The following is a 12,325-nucleotide window of genomic DNA, read 5'->3' as shown; positions in this document are numbered from 1 at the left end:
GCACCCAAGCTGGCGCTTGTCGTTGTTGCGCGTATAACCGCCAGCGTGAGCGAGGATGCCCGCCTGGATTATCGCGACGACGACGCGCCCGATGCCCTGCAGGAAGGGCAGTTGAGCCGTGCCTTCGTGGGCGATGTCGCCGATGCGCTGGACAGCGACGATATCGATCATGTCCGCGCGCTGGTGGCGCCGCTGCACCCGGCCGACGTCGCAGATCTGTTTGCGGCGATTGCTGCGGACAATCGTGGTGCGTTGGCGGTGGCGCTGGGTGATCTGCTGAATGCCGAAGTCGTGGCCGAGCTGGATGACTATGTCCGCGAGGATGTGCTCGGCGCGCTGTCGCCGGGCGCGGTGGCCGAAGTCGTCACCCAGCTCGATACCGATGATGCGGTGGCGGTCATCGAGGATCTGGAGGCCGACGAACAGCGCGAGGTGCTGCGCGCGCTGGCCCCCGAAGACCGCGCCGATATCGAAGCTGCGCTGAATTACCCCGAAGAATCCGCCGGCCGCCTGATGCAGCGCGACCTGGTGGCGGTGCCGGAAACCATCAGCGTGGGCGAAGTTATCGAGCGCGTGCGTGGCACCATCGATCCGGCGACGGACTTCTGGGAAATCTTCGTCATCGACGCTGCGCGCCAGCCGATCGGCACCATGCGGCTGAGCTGGCTGCTGACCGCGCCGCCCGACATTTCGGTGGGCGATGTGATGAAGCGCGAGCAGACGTTGATCCCTGTCGCCATGGACCAGGAAGAGGTCGCGCTGCTGTTCCAGAAATATGCGCTGATTTCAGCGGCCGTGGTCGATGATGCCGGCAAGTTGGTGGGCGTCATCACCGTGGATGACGTGGTCCACATCATCCAGGCCGAAGCCGGCGAGGATGTGCTGAAACTGTCGGGCGCCGGCGATGGCGACATCAACGAACCGGTGTTCACCACCTATCGCACGCGCTCGCGCTGGCTGGTCGCCAATCTGCTGACCGGGCTGGTGTCGGCCAGCATCATCGGGGCGTTTTCGGACAGCATTCAGGCGCTGGTGGCACTGGCGGCGCTGTCGCCGATCGTGGCCAGTGTCGGCGGCAATGCCGGCAATCAGACGATGGCCGTCACCGTGCGCGCGCTGGCCACCAACCAACTGACCGAGAGCAACACGCGCCGCACCGTGTGGCGGGAAATCCGGGTGGCGTTGCTGAATGGCCTGACGTTGGCCGTGCTGATGGCGCTGGGCGTCAGCCTGGTGTTCGGCAATGTCACGCTGGGGCTGGTGATTGCGGTGGCCATGCAATTCAATATCCTGATCGCCGGCCTGGCCGGGGTGATGGTGCCACTGACGCTCGATCGGCTGGAGGCGGACCCGGCGGTGGCATCGTCGGTATTCGTGACGATGATCACGGATTCGATGGGCTTTTTCGCGTTTCTGGGCCTGGCGACGCTGGTGGGCGTGGAATATCTCGGCTGATGCTGCACTTGACCAAGGTGGCGGCGGGCTGCCCCGATATCGAGACATTGGCGGCACGGCAGGCGCATTTCTGGGGCGAGACCCGCGCCGGCGCCCACACACGCTTCATGCCGAAACGTGCCGAGGAATTGATCGGCGGATCGATCTTCTGGATCATCGCACATCGGCTGGTGGCGCGGCAGACCATCCTGTCCATCGCCATGGCGACGACACCATGGGGCGAGAAATGCGCCATCGAACTGGTGCCGGGCCCGGTGCTGGTGCAGCCGCGGCCGCTGCGCGCGCATCAGGGCTGGCGCTATCTGGCGGCAGCGGATGCGCCGGCGGATCTGGTGGATGGTGCCGGCGACGGGATTGATGCATTGCCGGCGGGCATGGTGCGGGAATTGCAGGCGCTCTGGTTGTTGTGATCGCGCCGACGTTCTGACAGGCTTTGCGCCAATTTCTGCTGGTCTAGATGGTTAACACGGTTGACCTTGCGCTGTGCTGGCCCCATACCACAGTGATGTTCAGCACTGATCGCCCGATTTACCGCCAGATCCGCGACGTCATCGTCGAGCGGATCCTGACGCTGGGCGATGGCGCCATGCTGCCGTCGGTGCGGGCGCTGGCGGCCGAAGCCGGGGTCAATCCGCTCACCGTGGCCAAGGCCTATCAGGATCTGCAGACCGGCGGCCTGGTGCGGGCACGCAAGGGTGTGGGGCTGTTTGCCGCCGAAGGCGCGGTCAACAATCTGCTGACGCAAGAGCGTGAGCAGTTCCTGACCGACGAATGGCCGCGCGTGCTGGCGCGGATCAACCGGCTAGGGCTGGATGCCTCCGAATTGCTGGAACAGGCCTGAGCTTTACCAACTCGCCGCTGCAACGGCGATAATTACCAGCTCTCTTCCGGCCACCACGGAAACACCTCTGCCGGCATATTCTCGCTGACGGTATCGGGATAGGCAGGCTTGCGCTTTTCCAGGAAGCTGACGACGCCTTCCTTCGCATCGCCGGAACGCCCGCGCATATAGACCATCTTTGAATCGAGCCGGTGCGCGTCCCATGGGCTGGGGGCGCCGGCCATGCGCCACAGCATCTGGCGGGTGAGCGCCACCGAGACCGGCGCGGTATTCTCGGCAATTTCCAGCGCCAGGGCGCGGGCGGCGGGCAACAGATCGTCGCCGGCATGGGTGGAGCGGGTGAGGCCGCCCTTTTCGGCTTCGGCAGCGTCAAACACCCGGCCGGTCATGCACCATTCCAGCGCCTGCGGCAGGCCGACCAGTTTCGACAGGAACCAGCTCGAACCGGCTTCCGGCACGATGCCGCGGCGGGCAAACACGAAGCCGAAGCGCGCGGTGTCACTGGCCAAGCGCATGTCCATGGCGAGTTGCATGGTAGCGCCGATGCCCACGGCGGGGCCGTTCACGGCGGCGATCACCGGTTTCAGGCTGCGGAAGATCCGCATCGTCACCTGGCCGCCGCCGTCGCGGGTGGCGGGGTGGCGCCAATCGATCTGGCCATCCTCGCCCGCCGGGTTGGCACTGCGGTGGCCGCCCAGTTTTTCATAATCGAAGGTGGCGGCTCCGGCCGACAGGTCAGCCCCAGCACAGAAGGCGCGCCCACGGCCCGTCACGATGACAGCTTTCACGGCGTCGTTCGCGTCGGTCTCGTCGAAGGCCGCGATCAGCTCGGTCATCATCACGCCGGTGAAGGCGTTGAGCTTTTCCGGGCGATCCAGGGTGATGGTGGCGATGGGGCCGTCGATGTCGAGGGCGATCTGGGTGTAGGTCATGGGGTGTTCCTTTTTTCGACTGTCCGCGCCTGCTGCATTTCCCACCCCCGGCCCCTCCCGCAAGCGGGAGGGGAGTCGTGAGCGCTTTCCCCCTTCTGCTTGCGGGAGGGGCTGGGGGTGGGTCTTCACAAGACCTACAGAGCCTCCACAATCGTCACATTGGCAAGCCCGCCGCCTTCGCACATCGTCTGCAAGCCCCAGCGCTTGCCGCGGGCGTGCAGGGCATGCACCAGCGTCGTCATCAGCTTGGTGCCGCTGGCACCGAGCGGATGGCCAAGCGCGATGGCGCCGCCATTCACATTCAGCCGCGCGTGATCGGCGCCGAGCACCTGCAGCCAGGCCATCGGGATGGAGGCGAAGGCTTCGTTCACCTCATACAGGTCGATGTCGCCGATGCTCATGCCGGCGCGCTGCAGCGCCTTCTTGGTGGCACCGATGGGGGCTTCCAGCATGATCACCGGGTCTTCGCCGACCACGGTCATGGTGTGGATGCGCGCCAGCGGCTTGACGCCCAGCGCCTTCAGGCCGCGTTCGTTGACGATCAGCACGCCCGACGCGCCGTCGCAAATCTGGCTGCTGGTCGCCGCCGTCAACCGGCCACCATCGGGGTTGATCAGCTTTACGCCCCTCACCCCGTCCAGCGACACGTCAAAGCGGATGCCTTCATCCTGGGTATGGCGGTGCGGTGCGCCATCATGGGTGGTCACGTCCACCGCCACGATTTCGTTGGCGAACGAACCATCCTTCGCGGCACGGCCAGCGCGGACCTGGCTTTCGTAGCCGAACTCGTCGAGCATATCCTTGGTCAGGCCATATTTCTCCGCGATCATCTCGGCGCCGGTGAACTGGCTGAACTGGATGCCCGGATAGCGCGCCGCCATGCCCTCGCCATAGGGCATGCCCATGCCGGCCTTGGCGGGCAGGCTGACGGTCATGCCCATCGGCACGCGCGTCATCGATTCGACGCCGGCGGCGATCACCACATCCATCTGGCCGCTCATCACCGTGGCGGCGGCGAAGTGGATGGCTTGCTGGCTGGACCCGCACTGGCGATCGACCGAGGTGCCAGGCACGGATTCGGGCAGTTTCGAGGACAGCACAGCGTTGCGCGCCACGTTGGTGCTCTGCTGACCGCCCTGGCCAACGCAGCCCATGATGACATCCTCGATCAGCGCGGGATCGACGCCACTCTCGTCGACGAGGGCATCCAGCACCTTGCCGGCGAGATCGGCGGGGTGCCAATCGCGCAGCAGCCCGCCGCGCCGACCCCCGGCAGTGCGTTTGGCAGCAACAATATAGGCTTCGCTCATGATGGTTCTCCCGGTCGGGTGGTGCGATTCGCGACGCTGCACTTTACGCGCGCACCCCCCTTGGGCATGGACGGGCAAAATGATCAGGGAGGATGGACGATGCGCCGCCACATAGCGATGATTGCGGCCCTGTTGGCCTTTGCGGCGCCGGCTGCCGCCGCACCGCCGGTGAAGAAGCCAGTGGCAGCGAAAATCGCGCCGAAACCAGCGGCGGCGCCAAAGCCGGCTGCCACAATTGCCGCCTTGCCTGACACGCCGGCGATCGCGGCGCTGCGCCGCGCGTTCCGCTTTGGCTTTGCGCCGTATGAAATGCTGCGCACGCGTCAGGTGCAACTCGATCGCATCGCTGAAGCCGGGTTCGGCACTGGTGTGAACGCGCTGGTGCCGCGGGTGACGCTGGCCGATGCCACGATGCGCGACGTGACGACGCCCAACAACGACACGCTCTATGCTTCGGCGTGGCTCGATCTGCGCGATGGCCCGGTATTTTTCTCGATGCCGCCGCTGCCGCGCTATCATGTCGCTTCGTTGATGACCATCACCAGCGATGTGACTGCGGTGCTGGGCACGCGCACTGTGGGCGTCGATGGCGGGCGCTATGCGATCGTTGGGCCGGCGTGGCGCGGTGATTTGCCGGCCGGCGTGACGATTGTGCGCAGCCAGTCGAATGATGCGTGGTTGCTGGTGCGGGTGGTCGTCAATGGCCCGGAGGATCTCGCCGCTGCCGCCGATGGCCTGACACGCTTCACGCTGTCGGCCATTGGCGGGGAAACGCCGCTTGATCTGAAAGTGCCGGCGCAGCCCTATGGTCGGGCGTTCATCACCACGGTGAATGCCGCCATCGAACGGTCTGGCGATGAACTGTTGATGGCGCGGGCGCGGGGCTTTGCCGAAGCCGGCATCGGCCAGGCGTGGGACAGCCTGACAGCCGAGCAACGGACATTGTGGGATGACAGCCTGCCGGCGCTGATCAATGAGCTGAAGGGCGGCATGATGGCGGGCGGCGGCGTGAATGGCTGGGTGTATCCGCCGTTCAACATGGCGCTGTATGGCGAAGATGACGATCTGCGCAGCATGGTCGCGATGGGCGGGCTGGCCGCCCTGCCACGCCTCGAGGCGATTTATGTGGCGGCGCGCAACGATGGCGAGGGCCGCACCCTGACCGGCGACAAGAGCTGGCGGCTGCGCATTCCCGGCAACCTGCCAGTGGGCGGCTTCTGGTCGCTCACCATGTATGAACAGGCTGCGGATGGTCGGCTCTTCTTTGTGCCCAATGAATTGAATCGCTTTGCGGTGGGTGACCGGTCGCGGCATCTGCGGCCCGATCGTGATGGCAGCATCGAATTGTTCATCCAGAACACGCGGCCCGGTGGCGAGCGGGTGGTGAACTGGCTGCCAGCCCCCAAAGGCCCGTTCGTGCTGATGTTCCGCGCCTATCTGCCCGGCGCCGGTTTGCTGGATGGCAGCGTGCGGCTGCCGCCGGTGACCGAAGATGAGATTATCCCATGAGCGGGGCCGTCAGCCGGGCTGGCAAGCATATCCTGCTCGATATCCTGCACAGCGAGGGTGTGGAATATATCTTCGGCAATCCCGGCACCACCGAACTGCCGTTGCTCGACGCCTTCGTGGTGGAGGCGCGGCTGCGCTACATCCTCGGGCTGAACGAGGTGGTGGTGATGGGCATGGCCGATGGCTGGGCGCAGGCCACGGGCCGCCTAGCGGTGTGCAATCTGCATGCGGCGCCGGGCCTGGGGAATGCCATGGGCATGTTGTACAACGCGGCCAAGGCCGGTGCGCCGGTGCTGGTGACCGCCGGGCAGCAGGACATGGGCATCCGCCTGACCGAGCCGCTGCTGTGGGATGATCTGGCGACAATGGCGCGGCCGTTGTGCAAATGGTCGTTCGAGGTGAACAGCATCGAGGAACTGCCGCGCGCGGTGCGGCGGGCGGCGAAAGTGGCGCTGACCGCGCCCACCGGCCCGGTGTTCCTGTCCATTCCCGGCGATGTGTTGACGGCCATTGCCCCCGATGATCTCGATCTGGGTGCGCCGACGCGGATCGGGGCCGGCTTGCGCGGCGACGCGGCAGAGATTGCCAGGGCCGCTGCGATGATCCGCAGCGCGGAGCGGCCGGTTATCTTTGCTGGCGATTGCGTGGCCAACCGCGCTGCGTTTGCGGAGATGGTGGCGTTTGCCGAAGCCGTGGGCGCGCCGGTCTATATGGAGGGCATGGCCAACCGCGCTGCCTTCCCGTCGGACCATCCGCAGTTTGCGGGCACGGTGCCACGCATGACACCGGCATTGCGCAAGGCGATGCAGGATCATGATCTGTTGATATCCATCGGCGCCGACCTGCTGACGCAAAGCCAGGCGACGGGGGTCGAGGCGTTGGCGCCTGGCACGCCCGTGGTGCATCTGGATGATGAGCCGTGGCAGATCGGCAAGAATTTCGCAGCCGGCGCTGCCATCCAGGGCTGCCCGAAGGCGACCCTGCCCGAACTGACGGCGCTGGTGGCGGGCTGCGGCGATGAACGGCGTGCCGGCGTGGCAACGGGTATTGCGGAGGCCAAGGCCGCGCTGCTGGCGAAAGCCGAAGCCGCGATGGATGCCAGCCCGATGGACCCACTGGCGGTGCTGAAGCGGCTGGGCGAGGTGATGCCGGATGATGCGATCATCATCGAGGAATTGCTGTCCTCCGGCATGAATGTGGTGCGCAGCCTGCTGCCGGCGATGCGGCCCGATTCATGGTTCGGCATGCGCGGCGGCGGCATCGGCGTGGCACTGCCCCAGGCCGCCGCCATGAAACTGGCGCATCCCGATCGCCCGGTGGTGGCGCTGACCGGCGATGGCAGCCTGATGTATTCGGCCGCCGCCTTGTGGACACTGGCCCATTACAGGCTGCCGGTGGTGGTGGTGGTGTTCAACAATGCCAGCTACCGCATCCTGAAACAGCGCACCCGCGCGATCGGCGATCACAGCGCGCGCGAAGGCAGGTTCGTGGCGATGGATTTGCAGGAACCGGCGATTGATTTCATGGCGCTGGCAGCGGCGCATGGCGTGGCCGGGGTACGGGTGGAATCGATTGACGGGTTGATCGAGGCGTTTGCAGCGGCGCTGCGCAGTGATGCGCCGACGTTGATCGAGGTGCCGGTGGCACGGGGGATTTGAGCCCTTCGATCCTCCCCCTTTTGGGGGAGGTGGCAGCCGCAGGCTGACGGAGGGGGCGACTCACTCACCGCACCGACAGCGACCTTGCGGTAGCCAGAACAGCACCAACCACGGCATCGACATCCCTCAGCACATCTGTCGCCGGAATGCGCATGATCGTGACGCCCTGGTCAGCCAGCCAGGCATCACGCACCTCATCATGGCTGGTTTGAGCAGCGAGCTGATGCACGTAACCATCTACTTCCACCGCCAGCGCGCGACTGCTGCAATAAAAGTCCAAAACGTAACGCCCCACCGGGTGCTGACGCCGGAAGCGAAGGCCGGCAGGGGAACCGCGCAAATGCTGCCACAGCATGACTTCCGGCAGCGTCATCTGCCGGCGCAATGTTCGCGCAAGGTCGCGGGTGGGACGCGGAACGTTGGGCATGGGCTAAAGTTGTTATGGTTCCATGGCGCTGCCAAGCGGAATAATGCCGCCCCCACCCCCTCCGTCAGCCTACGGCTGCCACCTCCCCCAGAGGGGGAGGATCGAATGCGATGCGGCTTAAGTTCGCGCTGCGTGCCAGCGCAGATGGTCTGCGACAAAACTCTGCACGAACCAGTAGCTGTGGTCGTAGCCCGGATGGCGGCGCAGGGTGAGCGGGATACCGGCGCGGGCGCAGGCGGCCTCCAGAAGGTCCGGGCGCAACTGTTCTGCAAGGAACTGGTCCGCCTCGCCCTGATCGACCAGCAAGTCCGCCACCCGCGCGCCGGCATCGATCAGCGCGCAGGCATCATGCGCGGCCCAGGCAGCGGTATTGTCGCCGAGATAAGCCGGCAGCGCCTTCTGGCCCCATGGCACCTGTGTGGGCGCCACGATCGGCGCGAGGGCCGACACGCTGCGAAACCGGCCCGGATGTTTCAGCGCCAGCGTCAGCGCGCCGTGGCCGCCCATGCTGTGGCCGGTGATGCCTTGCCGCGCCAGATCGGCCGGGAAATTGGCGGCGATCAGCGCCGGCAGTTCGTCGATCAGCCAGGTCTGCATCTGGAAATGCGCCGCCCAGGGTTCATTGGTGGCGTTCAGGTAGAAACTCGCCGCCTGCCCCATGTCCCACGCCGGATCGTCGGCCACGCCCTCCCCGCGCGGCGAGGTGTCCGGCGTGATCAGCATCAAGCCCAGTTCGGCCGCCAGCGCCTGCGCCCCGGCCTTGATGGCGAACGTCTCTTCATTGCAGGTCAGGCCGGCAAGGCACCAGAGGACGGGAAACGGGCCGGCAAAGTCCATGGCACCGGGCGGCGTGAACACGCCAAAGCGCATCACCGTGCCGCACGCCTGGCTGGCATGGCTGTGAAATGACTGCACCCCGCCATGGCAGGCGGCACGGCCAAGCGTCTCGATCAAAACAGCACCACCGTGCGGATGCTTTCGCCGCCGTGCATCAGATCAAAGGCCTGGTTGATCTTTTCCAGCGGCAGGATGTGGGTGATCATCGGATCGATGGCAATGGTGCCGTTCATGTACCAATCGACGATCTTCGGCACATCTGTGCGCCCGCGCGCACCGCCGAACGCCGTGCCTTTCCACACCCGGCCGGTGACGAGCTGGAACGGGCGCGTGCTGATTTCCTTGCCGGCTTCGGCGACACCGATGATGATCGATTCGCCCCAGCCGCGGTGGCAGGCCTCCAGCGCAATGCGCATGACATCAGTGTTGCCGGTGCAATCAAAGGTGTAATCGGCGCCGCCTTCGGTGAGCGCCACCAGATGCGCGACCAGATCTTCGCCAATGTCGCGCGGATCGACGAAGTGCGTCATGCCGAACTGCTTGCCCCAATGTTCGCGATCCGGATTGATATCGACGCCAACGATCTGTTCAGCGCCCACCAGCCGCAGGCCCTGGATGACGTTGAGGCCGATGCCGCCCAGGCCGAACACGATGGCGCGGGCGCCGGCGTGCACCTTGGCGGTGTTGACCACGGCGCCCACGCCAGTGGTCACGCCGCAGCCGATGTAGCAGGCCTTGTCGAACGGTGCGTCCTGACGGATTTTCGCCACCGCGATTTCGGGCAACACGATGAAGTTCGAGAAGGTCGAGCAGCCCATATAGTGATAGATCGGCTGGCCCTTGTAGCTGAAGCGGGTGGTGCCGTCGGGCATCACGCCCTTGCCCTGGGTGCTGCGGATCGCCGTGCACAAGTTGGTCTTCCCCGACAGGCAGCTTTTGCACTGGCGGCATTCGGGCGTGTAGAGCGGGATGACATGATCGTCGGGGGCCACGCTGGTGACGCCGGCGCCCACTTCGCGCACGATGCCGGCGCCTTCATGGCCCAGGATCACCGGGAAGATTCCTTCGCTGTCCTTGCCTTCCAGCGTATAGGCATCGGTATGGCACACGCCGGTGGCCATGATTTCCACCAGCACCTCGCCGGCCTTTGGCCCTTCCACATCGATTTCGACAATTTCCAGTGGCAGATTGGGCGCAAAGGCGACGGCGGCACGGCTTTTCATGGGCGTAGTCCTGTAGAGATGCGGCCACACATGCGGTCGAACCGGGGCGCTTGCCAAGGGGGATGGGTTGCTTTTTCGTGAGCGACAGGCCAAGGGGCAAGCGCAGCGCGGCGCCACCCGATGGATGGCGTGGCTTTTCACGTGCAACAACAGGATATTTCATGCGGTTTGCCAGCGGGATTCAGGCGTAACATGCCGAAAGAGGAAATCATTCGGATTGAAGGTGAGATCACCGAAATCCTGCCCGATGGGCGTTTCCGCGTGAAGCTGGAAAACGAGCACGAGATCATCGCCTACACCGCAGGCAAGATGCGCAAGAATCGCATCCGCTCGATCGTTGGTGATCGGGTGCATGTCGAAATGACGCCCTATGATCTGGACAAGGGCCGCATCGTGTTCCGCGAGAAAACCACCCCGATGCCCATGAATCAGCGGCGATTCTTCCGCCGCTGACGGGCAAGCGCCCGCGGCGGGCTTTCTGCTGCTGGCAAAGGTCGCTGGCCAGTTGATTCGAGGCGGTCCGTTGGCGCGGGATGCGGCAACCATGTGCCATCGCCATTTTTGTGCGGCGAGCCGCCGCAGCATATTTGGCAATCTGCTGCAAACTCAATTCGTTCTACCGCATCGCCGCCAAAGTGGATCGAATTATACCCAAATGTCACAGACACTTCTCTTGCGTTAAGCATCTGTTAGTCATACCTCTTTGGTATGGCCCAATATGTTGTATCGGCGCTGAACGCCCAGCAATCACCCCGCGGGGTGATTCTGGATCGCATCGTTGGGCCAGGTTGGGCCGATACGCCGGCCAATCTCCTTGAGCATCTGGTGCGCAATCGCCATGAATTTGTTCTGGCTGACACCAATTTGCGGCTGGCAGCGCGGCGTCAGGGCGAAAATGCGTGGATGCTGATTATTGTCGATCCCAAGGGTGGCGAAGTAGCGCCGGAAAGCTTGCCGCACTGGCGTATCGAACAATTGCGCCCGACGCCGCGTCCGCGCCTCAATTGGTGGCAGCGGTTGCTCGATCCGGACGCTGCCTGATGATCAGAGCTGCCTGACGATCAGCGCCGAACGCGATCGCCAGCCTTCAGGCCGATGCGTTTGGCTTCACCAGCCGCCAATTCGATTACATCGGCAGTTATGCCTGCGGATGTCAGAACGTCGCGCGAATAGGGCCGGCCCTGGCGGACGTTGAGCACCCGCCCCTGCGGCGACACGAAGATGATATCCAGCGGCAATATGGTGTTTTCCATCCAGAAACCGGTTTCACGCGGTGGCTGCATCGGGAACGACATGCCGGTGCCCGGCTTCATGGTTTCGCGGAACATCATGCCGCAGGCCTGCTGTTCGACCGTGGCGGCCACTTCCACCTGGTAAGGAAACCGGCCCTTGGCGGTTTCAAACACGACTTTTGCCGTACGAAGCCCACTGTTGGGGCAGGGCGTGGCCGCCAAAGCTGGCGAGGCCAGCAGCAGGGCCGCCGCCAGAATATAATGCTTCACGCGTCGCCTTCGTCTGGAGGAATCGGCGCGCCCATCGGCACCGCAACCACGGCCAGCGGGCCCTTGTGGCCAGGCGCGACCCGCACCTGCAGCGGATGGCCGGGCTGGACATCGGACAGGCCGGCACGGCGCAGCGTTTCCATGTGAATGAAGATATCGTCCATCGCATCTGGCCTTATCACAAAGCCATAGCCCTTCAAACGATTGAACCATTTGACCGTGACCGGTTCGAATGGACCGGCCGCGGCAATCATGGCGCGCGGATCGACACGATCTGCGGCGCGGGCTGCCGCGGTTTCGGGATCCGGGCCGATGGCGGTGGACAGATCGATGTCGATGATGCGTTTGGCCTGCCGCCCGCGTTCCCGGGCCACGACGGCGCACGTGAGTGTGGCGCCTTCCGGCAGCGAGCGCCGCCCCAGTTCACGCACCAGGCTGAAATGCACCAGAATGTCGCTGCCTTCGCCGGTGACCGGGACCATGAAGCCATAGCCCCTGACCGGATCGAACCACTTCATCGTGCCACGCACGACGATCTCGTCCTCAGCCGGCGCGACCGCGGCTGTTTCCACCGTTTTCATTTCTTGTCCCCCGAACAACGCAACCGACAAGCCCCCGCATCCCCCATGCA

At 64.8% G+C, this 12,325-nt stretch carries 14 protein-coding genes; 7 read left to right on the top strand and 7 right to left on the bottom strand.

The window, feature by feature from the left end; all coding sequences use genetic code 11:
- Positions 1-45 precede the first annotated feature (45 nt).
- The 3 genes from mgtE (at position 46) to ACTIEZ_RS09440 (ending at position 2,296) form a co-directional block, all read left to right on the top strand.
- The gene (mgtE, locus tag ACTIEZ_RS09450) at positions 46-1,455 is read left to right on the top strand and encodes a magnesium transporter (RefSeq protein ID WP_439546423.1); all 1,410 of its coding nucleotides are present in this window, start codon (positions 46-48) and stop codon (positions 1,453-1,455) included.
- The gene (locus tag ACTIEZ_RS09445; protein WP_439546422.1) at positions 1,455-1,865 is read left to right on the top strand and encodes a DUF1489 family protein; all 411 of its coding nucleotides are present in this window, start codon (positions 1,455-1,457) and stop codon (positions 1,863-1,865) included. The genes mgtE and ACTIEZ_RS09445 overlap by 1 nt, the downstream gene beginning before the upstream one ends.
- Before the next feature lie 95 nt (positions 1,866-1,960).
- Positions 1,961-2,296: a GntR family transcriptional regulator gene (locus tag ACTIEZ_RS09440; RefSeq protein WP_439546421.1), complete on the top strand. Its 336-nt coding sequence runs from the start codon at positions 1,961-1,963 to the stop codon at positions 2,294-2,296.
- Between the two features lie 32 nt (positions 2,297-2,328).
- Here the strand turns inward: ACTIEZ_RS09440 and ACTIEZ_RS09435 are convergent, their stop codons facing one another.
- The gene (locus tag ACTIEZ_RS09435) at positions 2,329-3,228 is read right to left on the bottom strand and encodes a crotonase/enoyl-CoA hydratase family protein (RefSeq protein WP_439546420.1); all 900 of its coding nucleotides are present in this window, start codon (positions 3,226-3,228) and stop codon (positions 2,329-2,331) included.
- A 134-nt stretch (positions 3,229-3,362) separates the two neighbouring features.
- Positions 3,363-4,538 carry an acetyl-CoA C-acetyltransferase gene (locus tag ACTIEZ_RS09430; protein WP_439546419.1) on the bottom strand — a complete coding sequence of 392 codons (1,176 nt, stop codon included), beginning with the start codon at positions 4,536-4,538 and terminating at the stop codon, positions 3,363-3,365.
- A 99-nt stretch (positions 4,539-4,637) separates the two neighbouring features.
- Between ACTIEZ_RS09430 and ACTIEZ_RS09425 the strand changes: the two genes are divergently transcribed.
- Positions 4,638-6,047: a DUF1254 domain-containing protein gene (locus ACTIEZ_RS09425; RefSeq protein ID WP_439546418.1), complete on the top strand. Its 1,410-nt coding sequence runs from the start codon at positions 4,638-4,640 to the stop codon at positions 6,045-6,047.
- Positions 6,044-7,705 (top strand): thiamine pyrophosphate-binding protein, encoded by a 1,662-nt coding sequence (locus tag ACTIEZ_RS09420; RefSeq protein WP_439546417.1) that lies wholly within the window; start codon positions 6,044-6,046, stop codon positions 7,703-7,705. The genes ACTIEZ_RS09425 and ACTIEZ_RS09420 overlap by 4 nt, the downstream gene beginning before the upstream one ends.
- Before the next feature lie 64 nt (positions 7,706-7,769).
- On the opposite strand, the gene ACTIEZ_RS09415 is transcribed toward ACTIEZ_RS09420, so the two are convergent.
- From ACTIEZ_RS09415 to ACTIEZ_RS09405, 3 genes are all read right to left on the bottom strand, one after another.
- The gene (locus ACTIEZ_RS09415) at positions 7,770-8,132 is read right to left on the bottom strand and encodes an endonuclease domain-containing protein (RefSeq protein WP_439546416.1); all 363 of its coding nucleotides are present in this window, start codon (positions 8,130-8,132) and stop codon (positions 7,770-7,772) included.
- Positions 8,133-8,249: 117 nt separating this feature from the next.
- Positions 8,250-9,083 carry an S-formylglutathione hydrolase gene (fghA, locus tag ACTIEZ_RS09410; protein WP_439546481.1) on the bottom strand — a complete coding sequence of 278 codons (834 nt, stop codon included), beginning with the start codon at positions 9,081-9,083 and terminating at the stop codon, positions 8,250-8,252.
- Entirely contained in the window at positions 9,083-10,192 is a 1,110-nt protein-coding gene (locus tag ACTIEZ_RS09405; protein ID WP_439546415.1) for an S-(hydroxymethyl)glutathione dehydrogenase/class III alcohol dehydrogenase, read from the bottom strand. Before ACTIEZ_RS09405 ends, fghA begins: the two co-directional genes overlap by 1 nt.
- A gap of 192 nt (positions 10,193-10,384) precedes the next feature.
- Between ACTIEZ_RS09405 and infA the strand changes: the two genes are divergently transcribed.
- Both infA and ACTIEZ_RS09395 read left to right on the top strand, forming a co-directional pair.
- Positions 10,385-10,645 (top strand): translation initiation factor IF-1, encoded by a 261-nt coding sequence (gene infA / locus ACTIEZ_RS09400; protein WP_017668801.1) that lies wholly within the window; start codon positions 10,385-10,387, stop codon positions 10,643-10,645.
- Between the two features lie 255 nt (positions 10,646-10,900).
- The gene (locus ACTIEZ_RS09395; protein ID WP_439546414.1) at positions 10,901-11,233 is read left to right on the top strand and encodes a hypothetical protein; all 333 of its coding nucleotides are present in this window, start codon (positions 10,901-10,903) and stop codon (positions 11,231-11,233) included.
- Positions 11,234-11,253: 20 nt separating this feature from the next.
- On the opposite strand, the gene ACTIEZ_RS09390 is transcribed toward ACTIEZ_RS09395, so the two are convergent.
- Together ACTIEZ_RS09390 and ACTIEZ_RS09385 are read right to left on the bottom strand one after the other, a co-directional pair.
- Positions 11,254-11,694, bottom strand: a complete 441-nt coding sequence (locus ACTIEZ_RS09390) for a DUF192 domain-containing protein (RefSeq protein WP_439546413.1) — start codon at positions 11,692-11,694, stop codon at positions 11,254-11,256.
- The gene (locus tag ACTIEZ_RS09385) at positions 11,691-12,275 is read right to left on the bottom strand and encodes a cold-shock protein (protein ID WP_439546412.1); all 585 of its coding nucleotides are present in this window, start codon (positions 12,273-12,275) and stop codon (positions 11,691-11,693) included. The genes ACTIEZ_RS09390 and ACTIEZ_RS09385 overlap by 4 nt, the downstream gene beginning before the upstream one ends.
- Positions 12,276-12,325: the final 50 nt, after the last annotated feature.

This window comes from Sandarakinorhabdus sp., assembly GCF_051860625.1.
Classification (GTDB): Bacteria; Pseudomonadota; Alphaproteobacteria; order Sphingomonadales; family Sphingomonadaceae; genus Sandarakinorhabdus.
Note: the sequence above shows the minus strand (reverse complement) of the source record. Positions and strands in the feature narration are given on the sequence as shown.